This window comes from Siminovitchia jepli (genome assembly GCF_047228825.1).
Taxonomy (GTDB): Bacteria; Bacillota; Bacilli; order Bacillales; family Bacillaceae_C; genus Siminovitchia.
On the sequence record NZ_JBFEGN010000038.1, the window covers coordinates 1 to 20,430 of the forward strand.

The 20,430-nt window shown below is 45.4% G+C and carries 18 protein-coding genes and 1 other annotated feature; of the genes, 16 read left to right on the forward strand and 2 right to left on the reverse strand.

What is annotated here, in order from left to right; all coding sequences use genetic code 11:
* Positions 1–224: 224 nt before the first annotated feature.
* Positions 225–453 (forward strand) — a binding site (T-box leader).
* A 52-nt stretch (positions 454–505) separates the two neighbouring features.
* The 9 genes from aroC (at position 506) to AB1L08_RS13020 (ending at position 12,424) form a co-directional block, all read left to right on the forward strand.
* Positions 506–1,678, forward strand: coding sequence for a chorismate synthase (aroC, locus tag AB1L08_RS12980; protein ID WP_413065088.1), 1,173 nt, complete (start codon positions 506–508; stop codon positions 1,676–1,678).
* A gap of 28 nt (positions 1,679–1,706) precedes the next feature.
* Entirely contained in the window at positions 1,707–2,792 is a 1,086-nt protein-coding gene (gene hisC, locus AB1L08_RS12985; RefSeq protein WP_413065089.1) for a histidinol-phosphate transaminase, read from the forward strand.
* A gap of 21 nt (positions 2,793–2,813) precedes the next feature.
* Complete coding sequence (locus AB1L08_RS12990; RefSeq protein WP_413065090.1) at positions 2,814–3,914, forward strand: prephenate dehydrogenase; 1,101 nt, start codon at positions 2,814–2,816, stop codon at positions 3,912–3,914.
* Between the two features lie 13 nt (positions 3,915–3,927).
* Positions 3,928–5,226 carry a 3-phosphoshikimate 1-carboxyvinyltransferase gene (gene aroA, locus AB1L08_RS12995; RefSeq protein ID WP_413065091.1) on the forward strand — a complete coding sequence of 433 codons (1,299 nt, stop codon included), beginning with the start codon at positions 3,928–3,930 and terminating at the stop codon, positions 5,224–5,226.
* A 26-nt stretch (positions 5,227–5,252) separates the two neighbouring features.
* Entirely contained in the window at positions 5,253–6,323 is a 1,071-nt protein-coding gene (locus AB1L08_RS13000; RefSeq protein ID WP_413065122.1) for a type III polyketide synthase, read from the forward strand.
* On the forward strand, positions 6,323–6,844 hold the full coding sequence (locus AB1L08_RS13005; protein WP_413065092.1) for an isoprenylcysteine carboxyl methyltransferase family protein: 522 nt from the start codon (positions 6,323–6,325) through the stop codon (positions 6,842–6,844). Before AB1L08_RS13000 ends, AB1L08_RS13005 begins: the two co-directional genes overlap by 1 nt.
* A gap of 84 nt (positions 6,845–6,928) precedes the next feature.
* Positions 6,929–10,543, forward strand: a complete 3,615-nt coding sequence (locus tag AB1L08_RS13010) for a dynamin family protein (protein WP_413065093.1) — start codon at positions 6,929–6,931, stop codon at positions 10,541–10,543.
* 18 nt (positions 10,544–10,561) lie between these two features.
* Positions 10,562–11,398, forward strand: coding sequence for a sulfurtransferase (locus tag AB1L08_RS13015; RefSeq protein ID WP_413065094.1), 837 nt, complete (start codon positions 10,562–10,564; stop codon positions 11,396–11,398).
* Between the two features lie 111 nt (positions 11,399–11,509).
* Positions 11,510–12,424: a 5'-3' exonuclease gene (locus tag AB1L08_RS13020; RefSeq protein ID WP_413065095.1), complete on the forward strand. Its 915-nt coding sequence runs from the start codon at positions 11,510–11,512 to the stop codon at positions 12,422–12,424.
* A gap of 1 nt (position 12,425) precedes the next feature.
* On the opposite strand, the gene AB1L08_RS13025 is transcribed toward AB1L08_RS13020, so the two are convergent.
* Complete coding sequence (locus tag AB1L08_RS13025; RefSeq protein WP_413065096.1) at positions 12,426–12,812, reverse strand: RNase H family protein; 387 nt, start codon at positions 12,810–12,812, stop codon at positions 12,426–12,428.
* Positions 12,813–12,927: 115 nt separating this feature from the next.
* Between AB1L08_RS13025 and AB1L08_RS13030 the strand changes: the two genes are divergently transcribed.
* Both AB1L08_RS13030 and AB1L08_RS13035 read left to right on the forward strand, forming a co-directional pair.
* Complete coding sequence (locus AB1L08_RS13030) at positions 12,928–13,584, forward strand: reverse transcriptase-like protein (protein WP_413065097.1); 657 nt, start codon at positions 12,928–12,930, stop codon at positions 13,582–13,584.
* A 29-nt stretch (positions 13,585–13,613) separates the two neighbouring features.
* On the forward strand, positions 13,614–13,817 hold the full coding sequence (locus tag AB1L08_RS13035) for a zinc-finger domain-containing protein (protein ID WP_413065098.1): 204 nt from the start codon (positions 13,614–13,616) through the stop codon (positions 13,815–13,817).
* 76 nt (positions 13,818–13,893) lie between these two features.
* On the opposite strand, the gene cspD is transcribed toward AB1L08_RS13035, so the two are convergent.
* Positions 13,894–14,103, reverse strand: coding sequence for a cold-shock protein CspD (gene cspD, locus AB1L08_RS13040; protein WP_077113364.1), 210 nt, complete (start codon positions 14,101–14,103; stop codon positions 13,894–13,896).
* A gap of 283 nt (positions 14,104–14,386) precedes the next feature.
* Between cspD and mntR the strand changes: the two genes are divergently transcribed.
* The 5 genes from mntR (at position 14,387) to AB1L08_RS13065 (ending at position 20,413) form a co-directional block, all read left to right on the forward strand.
* On the forward strand, positions 14,387–14,821 hold the full coding sequence (gene mntR, locus AB1L08_RS13045; protein WP_413065099.1) for a transcriptional regulator MntR: 435 nt from the start codon (positions 14,387–14,389) through the stop codon (positions 14,819–14,821).
* Positions 14,822–14,846: 25 nt separating this feature from the next.
* Entirely contained in the window at positions 14,847–15,548 is a 702-nt protein-coding gene (locus AB1L08_RS13050; RefSeq protein ID WP_413065100.1) for an AIM24 family protein, read from the forward strand.
* A gap of 69 nt (positions 15,549–15,617) precedes the next feature.
* Positions 15,618–17,303, forward strand: coding sequence for a formate--tetrahydrofolate ligase (locus AB1L08_RS13055; RefSeq protein WP_413065101.1), 1,686 nt, complete (start codon positions 15,618–15,620; stop codon positions 17,301–17,303).
* Between the two features lie 67 nt (positions 17,304–17,370).
* Complete coding sequence (locus tag AB1L08_RS13060; RefSeq protein WP_413065123.1) at positions 17,371–19,251, forward strand: ABC-F family ATP-binding cassette domain-containing protein; 1,881 nt, start codon at positions 17,371–17,373, stop codon at positions 19,249–19,251.
* 25 nt (positions 19,252–19,276) lie between these two features.
* The gene (locus tag AB1L08_RS13065) at positions 19,277–20,413 is read left to right on the forward strand and encodes a conserved virulence factor C family protein (RefSeq protein WP_413065102.1); all 1,137 of its coding nucleotides are present in this window, start codon (positions 19,277–19,279) and stop codon (positions 20,411–20,413) included.
* Positions 20,414–20,430 lie beyond the last annotated feature (17 nt).

Genomic DNA, 20,430 nt, shown 5'->3' on the forward strand with positions numbered 1-20,430 from the left:
TTGTTGGGGGAAAATTTTTTTATGCCTTCGTTCTAGCCCTTGGACTGTTTGGATTTACGAGACATCGCAATTAGCTTAAATTGTTTGCACATTGTTGATGTAACAGCGGTAAAAAATGAGGAAAAAAGGATTGTGAGAGATGTTCATCAATTTGTTATGATGATGAAAATGCACCTTTACAAACGAAGGTTTATGTGGTAAAAATTAATGATAAATAACTTTGATAATCGGCAATGACAAGGAGAAAGTAATGTTCATTTCACTGTTTCAGAGAGCTGGTGGATGGTGGGAACCAGTATATAAATGAACATGAATTACGGCCTCGAGCTTCTTTTCTGAACGTTTGGCACGTGCTGCACAAGTAAGAAAAGACGGGACATCCGTTATCTGTATGAAGAGGCGGAAAATATTTCCGCAACGAGGGTGGTACCGCGATGATCAATCGTCCCTGCTTATGGCAGGGGCGATTTTTTAATATTTATTTTTAAATTGGAGGTTTTTGGCAATGAGATATTTAACGGCAGGGGAATCACACGGCCCGCAGCTGACGGCGATTTTGGAGGGAGTTCCCGCAGGGCTGGCGCTAACGGCGGACATGATCAATGAACAGTTGGCCCGAAGACAAAAAGGGTATGGCCGCGGCAGAAGGATGCAAATTGAAAAGGATGAAGTGCAAATTTTAAGCGGGGTTCGCCATGGCAAAACGATCGGCTCTCCGATCACGCTCGTTGTGACAAACCGCGATTTTAAACATTGGAGAAAAATTATGGGAGCCGAACCCCTGACAGAAGCGGAACAAGAAGAAGTAAAAAGGCAAATTACCAGGCCGCGCCCGGGTCATGCAGATTTAAACGGCGCCATTAAATATGGCCATCGTGATATGCGAAATGTCCTTGAACGTTCTTCAGCCCGAGAAACGACGGCAAGGGTGGCGGCCGGCGCCGTTGCCAGAATCGTTCTTTCTGAGCTGGGCATCAACATCGGCGGGCATGTTCTGGAAATCGGGGGAGTCAAAGCAGAGAATGTCAAGTATGAAAGCATTGAGGATCTCCAGGAAAGAACAGAGGCTTCTCCTGTCCGGTGCCTCGATGAAGCGGCTGCCGAAAAAATGATGAGAGCCATCGATGATGCAAAAGAGCAGGGGGATTCCATCGGCGGCATTGTTGAAGTAATCGCAGAGGGCATGCCGATCGGTGTCGGCAGTTATGTCCATTACGACAGGAAGCTTGATTCCAAACTTGCAGGCGCCATCATGAGCATTAACGCATTTAAAGGTGTTGAAATTGGTGTCGGATTTCAAGCAGCCCATAAACCGGGAAGCCTCGTACACGATGAAATTATTTGGGATGAAGAGAAAGGCTATACAAGAAAGACGAATAATGCCGGGGGGCTGGAAGGCGGCATGTCGACCGGAATGCCAATCGTCATCAGAGGCGTGATGAAGCCGATTCCTACACTGTACAAACCGTTGAACAGCGTGGATATTGATACAAAGGAGCCTTTCCAGGCAAGCATCGAACGTTCTGACAGCTGCGCGGTGCCGGCAGCAAGCGTCGTGGCCGAATCCGTAGTAGCCTGGGAATTGGCCCATGCGGTGTTAGATCAATTTGGGCATGACCAGATCGGCCAAATTAAGGAAAATATTAATCAATATAAGGCTTATGCAAAAAGATTCTAGGCCAAAAAAATATAAAGGAGGGCTCAACATGAAAGAAGTAAAGGTAAACCGTGAACTGTTGACTTTAAAAGCCTATTCCCCCGGAAAATCAAGCGAAGAGGTGAAACGGGAATACGGATTAACGAAGATTGTCAAATTGGCGTCGAACGAAAACCCATACGGTTCTTCACCGCTCGTACGTGAAGCCATTTCTTCCTTGGAAAATTTTGCTGTTTATCCTGACGGAGCCGCTGTGACGCTAAGAGAAAAAGTAGCCAAATTGCTGGAAGTGGATGAACATCAGCTTATTTTTACAAGCGGTTTGGATGAGTTGATTCAAATTATCAGCAGGGCAATGCTTTCCGAAGATTCCAATACGGTGATGGCAGCTGAAACTTTTTCCCAATATCGCCACCATGCGGTCATCCAGAAAGCGGAAATTAGGGAAGTGCCATTGAAAGATGGCTGCCACGATTTAAACGCGATGGCGGCCCAAATCGATGAGCGCACGCAAGTTGTCTGGATTTGCAATCCGAATAATCCGACCGGGACATATGTAAACCGGGAGGAGCTCCAGGCATTTTTAAAAATGGTCCCACCCCATGCGCTGGTGGTGTTGGATGAAGCTTATTATGAGTATGCAGCGGCAGACGATTATCCGGATACGATTCCGTTGCTGGACCGTTATAAAAATCTGCTTATTATGCGTACTTTCTCAAAAGCATATGGTTTGGCAGCATTCCGCATCGGTTACGGGATCGCGGATGCGGGACTTATAAAACAATTGGACGTGGCGCGGCTTCCGTTCAATACTTCCGCACTTGCGCAAACAGCAGCCATAGCGGCGCTGCAAGATCAAACCTTTGTGGAAAAGTGCGTCAGTGAAAACGTCAATGAATTGCAGAAATTTTACGACATATGCAAACGGCACAATTTTGAATATTACCCTTCGCAAGGGAATTTTATATTCATTCGCATTCCGGGAAAAGAAAGCGCGGACGTTTTTCAATATTTACTGGAAAAAGGTTTCGTCGTCAGGCCGTTTCCAAACGGCATCCGAATTACGGTTGGGACAAAAGAGCAAAACGAAGAGCTTTTTCAACTATTGGAAAAGATGGTGCTCGTTACACAATAGACAGATAGAGAGGGACATCATTTGGAAAGACGTGTGTTAATTGCAGGTGTAGGGCTCATTGGCGGTTCGATCGCTCTTGCAATCAAAAAAGAACATCAAGCCCGCATAGTCGGATTTGACTTGAATGAAGAAAACTGCAAACTTGCCGAAAAGATGCAAATCATCGATGAAATTGCATCATCACTTGAACAAGAGGCTGTTTTAAGTGACTTGATCATTCTGGCCTGCCCGGTTGAGGAAGTGGGCCATATGATCGGGCGGCTTTCTGAATTGCCTTTAAAACAAAACGCTATTGTCACGGATGTTGGCAGCACGAAGGGGAAAATTATGGAAAAGGCTGAAATCCTCAACCAAAAGGGGGTCACTTTTATCGGCGGTCATCCGATGGCCGGATCCCACAAGACGGGGGCCGGGAGTGCAAGGGTGCATTTGTTTGAAAATGCTTTTTACGTATTAACCCCTTCAGCCCAAACCGATGAAAGCAAAATTGTTGAGTTGAAAGGCTGGTTGAAAGGCACGAAAGCCAATTTTGTCGTGATGGATCCCAAAGAGCATGACCAGATAACAGGCGTCGTCAGCCATTTGCCGCACATGATTGCATCAAGCCTTGTCCGCCAGGTCGAAAGCCATGCCCAAACCAATGATCGTGTCCGCTGGCTCGCAGCGGGCGGCTTCCGCGATATTACCCGGATTGCTTCCAGCAGTCCGGAAATGTGGCGGGACATTATTTTGCAAAACAAGTCAAGCTTGCTGGAATTGCTAAGCGAATGGATTGATGAAATGAATTTCGTCAAGTCGCTAGTTGAAACGGGGAACGGGGATCATATTTATCATTATTTTTCAGGGGCCAAAAAATTCAGGGACTCCCTTCCGGTTCGTGCAAAAGGCGCCATTGATGCTTTTTACGACTTGTTCGTCGATGTGCTGGATAAACCGGGTGTCATCTCCCGCGTTACAACTATTTTGGCGGAAGAACAAATCAGTTTGACGAACATTCGGATCATTGAAGCAAGGGAAGACGTGTTTGGTGTTCTCCGCTTAAGTTTCCAAACGGATGAAGACAGGCAGCGGGCCAAGACGTGCTTGGAAAAAACCGGGTTTGAGACGTATTTGAACATGTAAAGGAGGATGCTTGATGAGCATGCTGTTAAAGACAGATGAGGGAATCCGGCTAAAAGGCACCCTCAGCGTTCCGGGTGATAAATCGATTTCCCACCGGGCAGTCATGTTTGGTTCGATTGCAGAAGGGACGACTAAGATTCACGGGCTTTTAACGGGAGACGATTGTCTTCGTACAATCGATTGTTTTCAAAAAATGGGCGTCCAGATCGAAAGAAATGAAGATGATGTGGAAATTAGGGGCCGCGGGATTGACGGGCTGCAGGAACCGAAAGAGATATTGGACGTACGAAACTCCGGAACAACGATCCGCCTTCTTTTGGGGATTTTGGCGAATGCTGCTTTTCACGCTTGCTTGATAGGCGATGAGTCCATTGCCAAAAGGCCGATGGACAGGGTGGTGCAGCCGCTTTTAAAAATGGGGGCGAAAATTGATGGCAGGGAAAATGGGAGCTTTACTCCGCTCAGCATTCGCGGCGGCTCATTAACCGGGATAGATTATATCTCACCGGTTGCAAGTGCACAAGTGAAATCGGCCGTATTATTGGCCGGACTTCGGGCGGATGGCGTAACGTCCGTCACCGAGCCGCAACTGTCAAGAGACCATACGGAAAGAATGCTGCGTTTATTCGGCTGTGAAGTGGAAGAAGATGGTTTGAAAAAATCAATAAAGGGAAACCAAACTTTAAGAGGAACGACAATCCATATACCGGGAGACATTTCTTCCGCCGCTTTTTTCCTCGTTGCGGGACTGATCGTTCCAAACAGCGAATTAACCATTCTTAATACAGGAATAAATCCGACGAGAACTGGCATAATAGACGTGTTAAAAGAAATGGGCGCAGATATATTAATGGAAAGAAAAGATGAAAGTTCCATTGAACCTGTAGCCGATATCACGGTTAAAACTTCTTCCTTAAAAGGCATTGAAATCGGCGGAGACATCATTCCCCGCTTAATTGATGAAATCCCTGTTATTGCCCTGGCCGCGACACAAGCGGACGGAACAACGATCATAAAAGATGCAGCCGAGCTTAAAGTAAAAGAAACGAACCGAATCGAGACGGTTGTAAAAGAACTATCCAAAATGGGAGCGCGGATTGAAGCAACGGAAGACGGGATGAAAATTTATGGAAAATCGAAACTCCATCCTGCAACGGTAGACAGCCATGGGGACCATCGAATCGGAATGATGCTTGCCATTGCCTCCTGTCTCGCCAAAGGAGAAACGGCCATTGAAAACAACGAGGCGATCGGTATTTCTTTTCCCCGGTTTTTTGACCTGCTGGAGGAATTAAAACACTCAAACACCTAAAGACAAAGAAGAAAGGGGATATGAAGTTGCCGCAGATCCTATCAGTCGGAACAGGAGTCCCTGAACATATCGTTTCACAAGACGAGGCGCTTGCCTTGGCAAGAAAATTATTTTCCCGGTCCTTTAAGAATTTGGAGCGTTTGCTTTCTGTCTTTCACAATGGCCAAATTAAAAAAAGACATATTGCAAAAAAACTGGAATGGTACGAAAAGGACCATTCCTTTTCTGAAAAAAACGCCGCTTTCATTGAATCGGCGCTCGGCTTGTGCAAGCAGGCGGTCAATGAATGTCTCCGTGAAATACATGTAGATCACGGGGAAATCAGTGCCGTTTTCTTGGTTTGCACCTCCGGACTGGCAACGCCCAGCCTGGATGCCAGATTGATGAACGAATTGCCGTTTTCCCGGAATATGAAGAGAATTCCGATTTGGGGTCTTGGCTGCGCGGGAGGTGCAGCGGGACTTTCCAGGGCATTTGAATATTGCCGGGCATTCCCCGATCAAAAGGTCCTCGTTGTCGCTGTTGAGTTGTGCAGCTTAACCTTCCAAAAAGATGATGTTTCCAAAAGCAATTTGATCGGCACTTCCCTATTTTCAGACGGGGCTGCGGCCGTTCTTATTGCAGGTGATCAAGCATTTATTGAAAAAAAACCAAAGCAGCATGTTCCTTTCATTATTGATACGCAATCCACATTGCTGGAAAATTCTTTGGATGTTATGGGATGGGACATCAAGGATAATGGACTGTATGTCGTCTTTGCAAAAAGCATTCCCGCCCTGATTGAGAGTTGGTTGGAACCGAATGTGAATGAATTTTTGGATGCTCACGGTCTTGATATTAATGATATTGACCATTTTATCGCCCATCCCGGCGGAAAAAAAGTCGTTTCTGCCTATGAAAAGTCCCTTGGCCTGTCCCCTCATAAAACAGCAGATTCTTTGGAAGTTCTGGAAAATTTTGGTAATATGTCCTCTCCCACTGTTTTATTCATCCTGAAACGTTTCATGGAAAAACAAATCGCCCCCGGGGAATATGGCCTGATTGCGGCACTTGGCCCGGGTTTTAGTTCGGAAATGCTCTTGGTCAGGTGGAAATGATGTTTTTCTTGATTTTTTTGGTCTTTATCATTTGCCAGCGGGTTGCCGAACTGTTGATGGCCAAAAGCAATGAGCGCTGGATGAAAGAGCGGGGCGCCAAGGAGTATGGCCGGGATCATTACAGATTTATGGTTTTGATTCATGTCGGTTTTTTTCTTTTTTTAATCGCAGAAACGCTGCTGACAAGCCGGCCTTTAAATCCTTACTGGCCGTTTCTCCTCATCCTCTTTATCATCGTTCAATTGGCACGGGTCTGGGTCATTTCCAGCCTGGGCCGGTTTTGGAATACAAAAATCATCGTGCTGCCAGGCGCGAAGATGGTTAAAAAGGGTCCGTTTAAATATATGAAGCATCCGAATTATTTGATTGTGACAATTGAGTTGCTGGTCATCCCTTTATTATTTCAAGCATACGTTACGGCGTCTGTCTTTTTTATATTAAACCAGGTCATTTTAATGGTAAGAATTCCAATGGAAGAAAAGGCGCTCAAGGAAAATACCGATTATGATGCTTATTTCTGACGATTACTATGGGAAAAAAGCGAAAAATTAGGTAAAATGGAGGATAGGGAGATAAAATAGTAAATTAAGGGGTTAGTCATAAGCATGCTTAAAGTAGCGGAAAAAAACGCAAGGCTTTCCTTGCTTGAAAAATCATTAACGTTAATCGAAAGATTTGAACAAAATGGCGACTTGGAACGTACCGGCAAAACCAAAAAATTGCTTAAAAAAATCTATTCCAACGAATTTATCGCTGCCTTCAGCGGGCATTTTTCTGCAGGCAAATCCACCATGATCAATGCTTTGGTTGGAGAAGAAGTTCTTCCGTCAAGCCCGATTCCGACAAGCGCGAACCTTGTGAAAGTATATGGGTCCGACCGGGAATTTTCCAAAGTGCATTATCACAATAAGAAACCGCTTATATTTCACGCGCCATACAGCTTTGAAACAGTGAAGGAATTTTGCAAAAATGGTGATGTGCTCGAAATTGAAATCGGCAAAATGAACGGGAAAATCCCGAAAGGGATCACGATAATGGACACCCCCGGGGTCGACTCCACAGATGATGCCCACCGGCTGTCAACCGAATCGGCACTTCATTTGGCCGATCTCGTTTTTTATGTGATGGACTACAACCATGTACAATCGGAATTAAACTTTATTTATACAAAAAACCTGTTAATGCACGGGACAAGGCTTTATTTAATTATCAATCAAATTGATAAACATAATGATAGCGAACTGTCTTTTGAGGACTATAAAAAGTCTGTGCAGCTTGCATTCGAAGCCTGGGATGTCCATCCGGATAGAATTTTTTTCACGACACTGAAACAACCGGATCATCCTTTCAACGAGTTCCCGGATGTAAAAAATGTGCTTCGCGAAGCGATGCTCCACCATAAAGAATGGATGGAAAAAACTGTTCGAACAGCCCAGAGCCAATTGATTGCAGAACATACCAATTGGCTTCAGGAACAAAAGATCCTGGAAATCGAACCATTTGACAATATTATATCGGGATATTCGGAGGAACATATCGGTGAAGCATTCCAAAAAGAAGCAAACCTTGAAAGGAAAATCACCGAGTTAACCGAAATGGGTAACAAATGGGCATACGCATTGGATCAGGAGCGAGAAAAATTATTTAAAAACGCCTATTTAATGCCGTATGAAACGAGGGCGGCGGCAGAAAAATTTTTGGAGGCTTTTCAACCTGATTTTAAAGTCGGTTTCTTTAGAAGCAAAGCAAAAACGGAAGCCGAAAAGCAACGGCGGCTTCGCACTTTTTCCGAACAGGTAAAAAAGCAGGTTGAAACGGAAGTTGAGTGGCATATGCGCGAGCTGTTTGCCAAAAAGCTTTCTGAAGCGCAAGTATTCAATTCCGGACTTGAATCTGCCGCCCAAAGCTTAAAAATGGAAATGGACGACCGCCTGTTCATTGATACAATAAAAAAAGGAGCCCGTGTAACGGGGGAATATGTCCTTAATTATTGCGAAGAAATTGCAACCCGCCTCAAAAGGACAGCAGCCAGCCAATCCGAAGAGCTCAAACAGGCGATCAAAGAAGAAATTGAAAAGAAGGCGGAAAAAGAAATCAACTCGCTTCACAAGGAACTGAAGCAAGTGAAAGAAATTACGAGCGCCCTTGCAAAAGCCGCAGAAATCGAAAAAGAGTTTGAGCAAAAAGCAGCCGTTGTGACAAAGCCTACCGGAAACGAAGAAGAACGGTTAACAAACATGATTTCAGAATGGAAAACCCTTGAGCGGAATGTGACGGTTTACGATGAAACCCGGAGCATGCCGGATAAGCGTAAAAAGCAAACACGGCAAAACGAATGCAAACAGGAAAGGGAGGCCATTCCGGCTTTCTCTTTTGATGAATCGATCACTAAAATAGAGAAAGCAGCTACTCTGCTGTCCAAAGAAAAAAGTTTTCAGCGAATCGCAGAACAATTACGGAAAAAAGTGGACAGATTAAAAGAAAGCAATTTTACCATTGCTTTATTTGGCGCTTTTAGCGCCGGAAAATCGTCTTTTGCCAATGCGCTGCTCGGTGAAAAAGTCCTGCCGGTATCACCCAACCCGACAACGGCGGCCATTAGCCGGATCTGCCCGCCAAATCACGGGCATGAACATGGCACAGCCGTCGTGCGCCTCAAAAGTTCGGGGGACATGCTTGCAGACGTCAGCCAGTCGTTGCAGCTGTTTGGCCATACGGCGGGTTCGCTGGATGAAGCCCATTCTATGATTCCTTCCGTATTGGCAAAACAAGACAGCCACGCGGAGGCGAAAGAAAAAGTTCATTTGTCGTTCCTATCCGCATTCCAAGCCGGCTATGAAACTTTTAAGGATCAACTTGGCAATCATCTGCTGGCTGATTTGCAGGAATTCCATCATTTTGTTGCTGTTGAATCACAATCGTGCTTTGTCGAATCAATAGATCTATATTATGATTGTCCGTTTACCCGCAAAGGAGTCACGCTCGTTGACACACCCGGAGCCGATTCGATCAATGCAAGACATACCGGTGTCGCTTTCGATTACATCAAAAACTCGGACGCCATTTTATTCGTCACCTACTACAACCATGCTTTTTCAAAAGCAGACCGGGAGTTTCTCATCCAATTGGGAAGAGTGAAGGATGCTTTTGAACTGGATAAGATGTTCTTTATCGTCAATGCCATTGATCTGGCTTCTTCCAAAGATGAGGTGGATGACGTACTGCATTATGTCAAAAACCAGCTCACGGAATACGGCATCCGTTTTCCAAGAATTTTTGGCTTATCGAGCAAGCAGGCCCAGCTGCCGGACATGAGGGGCCAATCGGGCATAGACGATTTCCGGCATGTGTTTCAGCAGTTTCTTGAATCCGATTTGACGCAAATGGCAGTGCAATCCGCCGTAGCGGAATTTCAACGGGCCACTACGATGCTCGACCAAATGATTGCTGCTGCGAGTGAGGATGAACATATAAAAGAAGAAAGAAAACGCAAGTTGCTTGAATCAAGGGATCAGTTGAATCGATGGCTCGGCGGGGTTCAATTGGGATCCATCCCGGATCGGCTGCATCAGGAAGCAAAGGAATTAATCCATTACGTCAAACAGAGGGTATTTTTCAGACTGCCGGATTTTTTCAAGGAAGCTTTCAACCCCGCAAGCTTGCAAAACCATCATCGTGATTCGCTTAAAAAAGCGTTGGACGAATATGTACAGGCGGCCGGTTTTGATTTTGCCCAGGAACTGAGGGCAACCTCATTGCGTCTTGAACAGTTTATGAAAAAGCTGCTGCAAGAGCGGTTTGAACACATGTTAGCAGAAGCGAAAAACATTCAAAAGGAACTGGCCGTTTCTCCAATCGAATTTGGCAAAGCGGAATCCATCGATTTTGTCCCTGCTTTTCAAACGGTTGAAAAGCGCCGATTTGAAGGTGCTTTTAAATATTTCAAGAATCCAAAATCCTTTTTCGAACAAAACGAGAAAAAAAGAATGGAAGAATACTTGGAATCATTGCTCTCGCCGCTTGCAGACGAGTATTTGCAGGAAGGGTTGGAAAAATTGAGCCTGCATTATCGGCGTTTGCTGGAACGTGAATTCAATCTTCTCAGGGAACATTTACAACGGGATATGGAAGAACAATTTGCGGCATGGGTTGCTGCATTTGAAGAAGCCGGCAGCTTGTCCGAATGGATTCGCCTGCGCAACGAATTAGCCAGTTTGTAATATAAGGAGAGAGAAGAGATGAAGCATGTCAAATCAATCCAGTGGCTTAAAGAAAAAATCGGGGACGGGAATGTAAGAATCATAGACTGCACGTATGATTTGGCAGACCCCTCCAAAGGCAAGGAAATATATCATTTAAAGCACATCCCCGGTGCTGTCTACTTTGATTTGGCATCCGACCTGTCCGGGAAAGTGGGCAGCCATGGCGGGCGGCACCCTCTGCCTGATATGGAGACATTCAAAAGAAAATTGGAAGATGCCGGTATTGGCAACCATACGCAGGTCGTTGCCTATGATGGGGGCGAGGGCTGTTTCGCTTCCCGTTTTTGGTGGCTGATGAAATATGCGGGCCATCAACATGTTTTCGTTCTTGATGGGGGCATGAGAGCTTGGGAAAAAGCGGGATTGCTTGTTACGGGCGCGATTCCGGAATATGAACCCGCCAAGTTTGCGGTCCAGTTGGATGATTCCATTTTAGCTTCCTATGAAGAGGTAAAAAAGCAGACAATAGCCCGTTCGGCTGTTTTGATCGATTCTCGGGCAAAGGAACGTTATTTGGGGTTAAATGAACCGCTCGACCGCATCCCGGGCCATATCCCGGGCGCGATTAACCGTGAATGGACCGAAGGCTTTAAGGACGGTCATTGGAAAAATCCGGAAGAACAGAAAAAAAGATTCTCCCCTATAAACAAAGAAGATGACATCATTGTTTATTGCGGATCTGGTGTTACCGCCACGCCAAACGTCATCGCGCTCTTGGAAGCCGGTTTTCAAAACGTAAAGCTGTATGCGGGCAGTTATTCCGACTGGGTTTCCCGCCCGGAAAATAGAGTTGTGAAGGGAAATGAGCCATAGAGGCGCGTTTTTTCGAAACCGGATCCGTACAAACAAATGCAGGGCCCCAAAGCCCTGTGTTGATATGTTATAATGGATGGTAATTTACAGGAATGCAGGTGCGATCTTTCAATGAAAGAAAATCACTTATTGGTTATTGATGGCATGGCGCTGCTTTTCCGGGCCTTTTATGCCACTTCAATCAGAAAACAATTTATGTTTAACAGCAAAGGTATCCCGACCAATGCAGTCCAAGGGTACTTGAGACATGTACTGTCAGCCGTGGAAGCCGCATCGCCATCCCATATCGCCGTCTGTTGGGATATGGGCAGCAAAACTTACAGGAATGATATTTTTCAAGATTATAAATCTAACAGGGGAGAACCGCCGCTTGAATTAATCCCGCAATTTGACCTTGCGAAGGAAGCGACAGATGCTTTTGACATTCCGAATATCGGTGTAAGGGGCTATGAGGCGGATGACTGCATCGGAACGATTTGCTCCCAGTACCGGCACAATGCCAAAATGACGGTATTAACAGGTGACCGCGATCTTTTGCAGGTCGTTGATGAAAAAGTCAACGTATGGCTTTTACAAAAGGGAATCGGCAATTATGCAAAGTATACAAAGGCTATATTTCAAGAGGAATACCAGCTTGAGCCGCATCAGCTCGTAGACGTAAAAGCGCTGATGGGCGATCCAAGCGACGGGTATCCGGGAGTAAAAGGCATTGGCGAAAAAACCGCACTTGCATTCATCCGGCGTTTCGGCAGCATAGAAACCCTTCTGGAAAATTTATCCGATGTCACGCCGTCCCAGCGTTCAAAAATCGAGACTCATATGGAAATGATGCATATATCACGAGAGCTTGCCAAAATTAATTGCAGGACCCCTTTCCGATTTGACTTTGAAAAAGCTTTTTGGAGTAATATCCCGCGGTCCGCCTTCGATTATGTGAATGAACACGAATTACATGTCGTGCGAAAGCAACTGGAACTTTTGAAAAAAGATGCCGGTCATCCATTTGCTAAACAGGTGACCAATTAAATCAGTTTAAGCGAATCGCTTGTTTGGCGAGTTCGTCCGCTTTTTTATTCTCTTTTGAAGGCACCCATTTAATGAAAAAAAGGTTGAATTGTTCTGTCAGCCGGAGTGCCTGATCAAGCAGGTGCGTGTATTTTTTATTTTTCACAAACCGCTTTTCAATGGCATCCACAACGAGAGCGGAATCAGACCGAACCGAAATGATGGCATTTTTCTCTCCCAAACAAAGCTCCAACGCTTTGATGAGAGCAAGAAATTCAGCTTCGTGGTTGCTGGCAATCCCAAGCGGGATGGCATATTGTTCGCCCTTGCCTTCATTTTTGATAAAAATGCCTGCACCGCTCGGCCCCGGATCTCCGGCACTGGCTCCATCAATGTATATCTCAATCATCCGTCCATCTCCTGACTCGGTTATTTTTTCTTTTTGCGGGAAATATCATACTAATACAAACGATTATATCGAAATGAAAGCAAGGAGCCAACGACATTTACGGGAGGGCTGCGGAATGAAGATTAAGTTAATCTTGCGATACAGAACTCCCAATCAGGCTGAAGTGCAATTCGAAACCAATTGGTTTGACGACCAAATGCTTGAATTTATCCTGAACGATTTTTCCAAGCTGCGCGGAATAAAGACAATAACCGTACTGGATGATATGGGCGCGGAATGGAGCCTGAAGGAGTTCGGGAAATTAAAGAAAAAAGTCGAGGCCGAAGCGCGGAACCCCATTATTTTTTTCGATGGAGGCTATCAGAAAGGGAGCGGTGAAACAGGTATCGGCATTGCCATCTATTATGAAAAAGGCGATGACCGATTTCGATTGAGATGCAACGATAAATTGGATGGAATTGCCTCCAGCAACGAAGCCGAATATGCGGCACTGTTCAATGCCGTCAGCATGTTGGAAGAGCTGGGCATTCGCCATACACCTTGCACCATCAAGGGCGACGGGCAGGGCGCATTAAAGCAGCTTGCCGGTGAATGGCCCTGTTATCAGCCGGAGTTATGCAACTGGCTGGACAAAATTGAAATGAAATTAAATGAACTTCATATCATGCCTGTGCTGGAAGTGATCTCAAGGTCTGATAACAAGGAAGCGGATAAATTGGCGCGCCAGGCACTTGAAAATAAATTCATCCATAGTCATACCAAGTTAGTGTAGAAGCTTTGGATGCCGGGAGATGTTTTGCCATGAGTCGTACGAACGTGTTAAAAGAAATCGAAGAAATCCTTCAGCATTACTGCACCGATTGCTTTTTAAAAAAGCACTTCCGAAAAATGTACAGCAAGACATATGCACATCAATTCTGCATCAATCAATGTACGGTTGGGAGCACCTTAAAGGAAAAAGGCAAGGAATTGTTAAATACGGAGAAGACCGGATTGAATCGATGATACCATTGAGGCGGGCCTGCGCCTGTTCCTATTTGAACAATAAAAAAAGGCTGACATGCCGTCAGCCTTGTGCGTTTTATATTGTGGTTACTTTGTTAACGTTAGCCGCCTGAGGTCCACGGTTTCCTTCAACGATTTCAAAAGAAACTTCCTGGCCTTCTTCCAGAGTTTTAAAGCCTTCACCTTGGATGGCAGTGAAATGTACGAATACATCGTCCCCGCCTTCAACTTCAATAAAACCGTAGCCTTTTTCGTTGTTAAACCATTTTACTTTTCCGTTTTGCATGCACTTAATCCTCCTAAAATCTTACGGCACTGCCATGTGCCATGTGAAAATATTATCACAAAACAAAACAACTGAAAAATCTGTCCATTTCACTTATTTTGCTTCAATGATAAATCAACTATACACTACACGCTTTCACGAGTCAAGAAATCCCCGCAAAGTTATGATCACTTTTTTGAAAATTGGAATAAAACAAAGGACTTTCATTGTGTCTTTACTTGTTAAAAGCTGCTATATATAGTAAACTTTTAGATGTTTATCATTGGTATTTGGAGGGATTATCATGCCGACTCCAAGCATGGAGGATTATATAGAACAGATTTATTTGTTGATCAACAACAAAGGATATGCACGGGTTTCCGATATTGCAGAAGCTTTGGAAGTCCATCCCTCCTCAGTAACGAAAATGGTTCAAAAACTTGACCGTGAAAGCTACATTATTTATGAAAGATACCGGGGACTTATCCTGACGGCAAAAGGAAAAAAGATTGGCAAGCGCCTTGTTGAGCGCCACGATCTTTTGGAAAAGTTTTTAAAAATCATTGGCGTCAAGCAGGAGAATATTTATGAAGACGTAGAGGGAATCGAACACCACTTGAGCTGGGATTCCATTGATCGAATCGGGGATCTTGTCCAATATTTTGAAGAGAACCCGGAAAGAGCGGCAGATTTAAAGCTGATTCATGACAGGTCCGAGGAAGAAGAAGCAAACAAATAATACCAATGGCCGGGGGAGGTAAACGATGGTACATAACCGTTATTCCATCAGTGAATTTATTCAGGAAACACAACAAGCTGACAAAGGCGAAGGCTTGTTTGAATTGGAAACTCCCCGTTTATTGGAGGTCAATTTGAACGGGCAGATATGGGCAAAAGCGGGAGCAATGGTGTCATACCGGGGAAATATTAAGTTTGAGCGGGAAGGGATTTTTGAACATGGCATCGGAAGGCTGTTTAAAAAAACGTTCACCGGAGAAGGAACCCCGCTGATGAAAGCAAATGGAAACGGGAAACTGTACCTGGCCGATGCCGGGAAGAAAATTTCCATCCTGAATTTAAAAAATGACTCCCTGTTTGTGAACGGAAACAATTTGCTTGCCTTTGAACCGGATCTTTCATGGGATATCAAGCTCATGCGGAGGATTGCCGGAATGATGGCCGGCGGTTTGTTTCATATTAAAATCGAAGGAACCGGCATGACTGCCATTACCACCCATTATGAACCATTAACTTTGGCTGTTGTGCGGGGAAACCCCGTATTTACGGATCCCAATGCAACCGTCGCCTGGTCAGGGAGCCTGTCGCCCGAATTCGTAACTGACGTTCAGTTGAAAACATTTTTTGGCAGGGGAAGCGGCGAATCGATCCAAATGAAATTTGAAGGTGAAGGCTTTGTCGTAGTTCAGCCGTATGAAGAAGTCTATTTTGGACAGTCAAGCGAGTAAAACGACAGTAATGCATGTAAAAATATTTCTTGCGACCATTTTGAACTGAACATACAGGGAGGTTGGCCCATGGTTGAGAAGAAACCGTTAAGTGATATTGAAATAGCCCAAAGTTCCGAATTGGTTCCCATTCCTGAAATCGCTGAAAAAATTAGTCTGACCGAGGATGACATTGAGTTATTTGGAAAGTATAAAGCGAAAATTTCATATAAAAAAATCGCGGAACTGGAAAAAAATAAAAACGGAAAGATCATCTTGGTCACGTCCATTAATCCAACCCCGGCCGGAGAGGGCAAGTCCACTGTTACCGTTGGTTTGGGCGACGCCCTCTCAAGACTTGGAAAAAAGACGATAATCGCGCTAAGAGAACCGTCTCTTGGGCCCACGATGGGAATCAAAGGCGGAGCCACCGGGGGTGGATATGCGCAAGTGCTGCCGATGGAGGATATCAACCTGCATTTTACCGGTGACCTTCATGCAATCACAACTGCCAACAACGCACTTGCTGCGCTGCTGGACAACCATATGCACCAAGGTAATGAATTGCGGATTGACCAGAGGAGGATCGTTTGGAAAAGGGCAGTCGATCTAAATGACCGTGCCCTTAGACAGGTTGTCGTCGGACTGGGCGGCCCGGGTCAAGGTATTCCGCGTGAAGATGGGTTTGACATCACTGTCGCTTCAGAAATCATGGCGGTGCTTTGCCTGGCGGCCGATTTGGCTGATTTGAAACGAAGATTATCCAAAATGGTCATCGCCTATGACATTGACCGCCGGCCGGTCACCGTAAAAGATCTGGGAGGAGAAGGAGCTCTGGCCCTATTGCTGAAAGATGCCTTAAAACCTAATTTGGTGCAAACGATCGAGCATACGCCGGCCATTATCCACGGCGGTCCTTTTGCCAATATAGCACACGGGTGCAACAGTATAATGGCTACGAAAACGGCAGCGAAACTGGCCGACTATGTCGTTACGGAATCAGGGTTCGGCGCTGATCTCGGGGCGGAGAAATTCCTTCACATCAAGTCCAGAAGTGCAGGCTTTAAGCCCTCGGCAGTGGTGATCGTCGCTACCATCCGTGCACTGAAAATGCATGGCGGTGTACCAAAAGACGGGCTCCAGCATGAGAACATTGCAGGGTTGGAAAAGGGGCTGGCAAACTTGAAGAAACATACAGAAACCATTTCCGAATTCGGATTGCCTTTTGTCGTGGCCATCAACCGGTTTGCGGCAGACTCGGAATCTGAAATCCAATTGCTGCAAGAGTGGTGTGCAAGCAACTCCATCCCGGTTTCCTTAACTGAAGTTTGGGCAAAAGGCGGAGCAGGCGGAATGGATCTTGCGGAGAAGGTTTTACATGAAATCGAGTCGAACGGCCGGAAGTTTCGATATCTATATGACATTGCAGCTCCATTGGATGAAAAGATCAGAACCATCGTCCAAAAGGTTTATGGCGGAAAAGAGGTTGAATTCTCCGTTAAGGCCCTAAAGCAGCTCCAGGAATTTGCAGACAATGGATGGGGGAATTTGCCGGTTTGCATGGCGAAAACCCAATATTCGCTATCCGATGATCCTGCCAAGCTGGGCCGGCCAACTGACTTTACCATTCATGTAAGAGAATTAAAGCCGAAGATTGGTGCCGGCTTTATCGTGGCTTTGACGGGTGAAATGATGACAATGCCGGGCCTCCCCAAAAAACCGGCTGCTTATCAAATGGATGTCGACGAACACGGGAGGGCAATCGGATTGTTTTAGAAACACAATTGGGCACGTACCGCATTGCCGGTCGTGCCCGATTTTATATGAGAATGGACTGGTTATGATGAAAGTTTTTTCAGCAAAAGGCATTTCCAAAACGTACGGCGAAAAAAATGTATTTGTAAACCTTGACTTTCATATTCAGGAAAAAGACAAAATCGGTATTGTAGGTGTAAATGGTACAGGAAAATCAAGCCTTCTAAAATTAATCGCCGGGGTGGAAGAACCTGATTCCGGTTCTTTCGTAGCCCCGAAAGATTTTACGGTTGGATATTTGGCCCAAGTCCCGGAGCTTCCCGGTCATTTAACCGTCCTTGAAATCGTTTTTCAGGGAAAGTCCCGTCTTATGCAGCTTGTCAAGGAATATGAGGAAGCTCTTGCAAAATTGAACAACAGCCCGGAAAACGAACAATATCAGCAGCAATTATTTGAATTGCAGCGAAAAATGGATGCGGCCAATGCATGGGATGCAGCGACGAATGCGGAAACGATTTTATCAAAGCTTGGTCTGGACAATGTCAATGAAAAAGCATCCCATTTATCGGGAGGACAAAAGAAGCGTGCCGCACTGGCGCAAGTTCTTGTAGAAAACCCGGATTTGCTGCTGCTTGACGAACCGACCAACCACCTTGACTATGGGAGTATTCAGTGGCTGGAAGAATATTTGAGAAAGTATGAAAAGGGATTTGTCGTCATCTCTCACGACCGGTACTTTTTAGATCGGGTAACAAACCGGATTGTTGAGCTTCATGAGGGAAACATGCATGTTTATAATGGAAACTACCAATCATACATCGAAGCAAAGGCCCTCCGGGAGGAAGAAGAAATGGCTGCGGAGAGAAAGCTGCAAAATATGTACCGCAGGGAACTGGAATGGATGAAACGGGGGGCGAAAGCGAGATCCACCAAACAAAAGGCAAGGATTCAACGGTTCGAACAGATTGAATCGAAGCTGGGGAGCTTTTCGACGGCCGATCAGGCGGATATCACCATTGGCAGTTCCCGGCTCGGGAAAAAAGTGTTTGAATTCGTTGACGCCACCAAGTCATTTGGTAATAAAACAATTCTATCAGGATTCAACTGGCTCGTTAAACCGGGAGACCGCATCGGTATTGTCGGCAAAAACGGAAGCGGAAAATCCTCATTCCTGAATATATTGGCGGGCCAATCAAGTCTTGACAGCGGAGTGCTTGACATCGGTTCAACCGTTAACACGGCCTATTACAGGCAAACAAATGAAGACATGAATGGCGATCAAAGAGTGATTGCCTATATACAAGAGGCCGGAAATGTTGTTGAAACATCCTCTGGAGACGTTTTTTCAGCAACACAAATGCTGGAGCGGTTCCTTTTTCCAAAATCTGCCCACGGAACTCTGATCGGGAAGCTTTCCGGCGGGGAAAAGCGGCGCCTCTATTTATTGAGACTGTTAATGTCAAAACCAAACGTTTTACTGTTTGATGAGCCAACAAATGATCTTGATACCGAAACGTTGACCGTATTGGAAAACTTTATTGATGAATTTCCTGGTGTCGTGATTTCTGTTTCGCACGACCGTTATTTTCTTGACAAGACAGCCAAAGAGCTGCTCGTTTTTCACGGAGACGGCCGGATTGAACATTTCTATGGCAGCTTTTCCGAATATATCGAGAAAAAAGAACAGCAAGCACAAATTCAGGTGGATACCGAAGCGAAAAACAAAAAAGAAAGCGGTACGCTTGCATTAAAGAAAAAAATGACTTATAAAGAGAAAAAAGAATGGGAAACAATTGAGACAGACATTGAGCAGGCGGAGGAAAGGCTGGAAGCACTTCAACAGGAATTAAATGATACAGGCAGCGATTTTGAACGGGCCCGGGAAATCTTGGATACAATTCAGAATGAGAATGCCAAGCTGGAACATTTGATTGAGAGGTGGACATATTTGTCCGATCTCGACAGTTAAAGTGAAGTAAGGAAAGGGGATTGCCGTGAAAATCAAAACGATTGAGCCAACACCAAGCCCGAATACAATGAAAGTGATTTTGGACGAGGAATTGGCAGCCGGGATTAGCAATAATTATAAGAAAGAACATATTGAACAAGCCCCGCCCTATATTCAATCCATTCTTCGAATTGATGGTGTAAAAGGCGTCTACCATGTAGCGGATTTTTTGGCTGTTGAAAGGCATGGCAAATATAGCTGGGAAGAAATTTTGCCGAAAGTCCGTGAGATTTTCGGTGAAGAAGACAGTGACGTGGAAACAGCCCGGGTAAAAATGGACGAGCATTTCGGGGAAGTAAACGTGCAGGTGCAGACATTTAAAAACATCCCGCTCCAGGTGAAACTGACAACCGGAACGGAGGAAAAGCGATTTGGGCTTCCCGACAGGTTTTCAAAAGCAATGGCGGCTGCCCAGAAGGAAGATGACAACTATGTCCTTTTGCGAAAATGGAAAGACATGGGTGTACGTTATGGAGATCTGGATGAGATCGGCAGGCAAGTCGTTGAAGAATTAGGGGCGGCGTATCCGGAAGATCGGTTAAAGCAGCTGGTTGAAAGAGCATTAAACAATGAAGGGGACAATCCGTTACAGGCAAAAAAATATATTAAAGTGACAGAAGAAATGCTCGACAACCCTGATTGGCGAAAAAGGTACCAGCTTCTTGAGCAGATGGAAAGCCCGGAGCTGGAAGATCTCCCGGTTTTGGAAAAAGCGCTGCATGATGAAAAATCATCCATCCGCAGGCTTGCGGTCGTTTATCTTGGCATGATTGAAGACCGAAAAGTGCTGCCCTTGTTATATGAGGGATTAAGAGATCAAACAGTTACCGTCCGAAGGACAGCAGGAGACTGCCTGTCTGATCTGGGCTTCCCCGAAGCCATGGACGAGATGAGCAAGGCATTAAAGGATAAAAGCAAAATTGTCCGCTGGCGCGCCGCCATGTTTTTATATGAAGTGGGCGATGAACGCGTGCTCCCGGCATTAAAAGCGGCAGAGAACGATCCGGAATTTGAAGTCAGGCTGCAGATAAAAATGGCCATCGAACGGATTGAAGGCGGCGGGGAAGCGAAGGGTTCTGTATGGAAACAGATGACTGAAGCCAGAAAGCAACAAATAGAATAAATATGGGAAATGGAGGA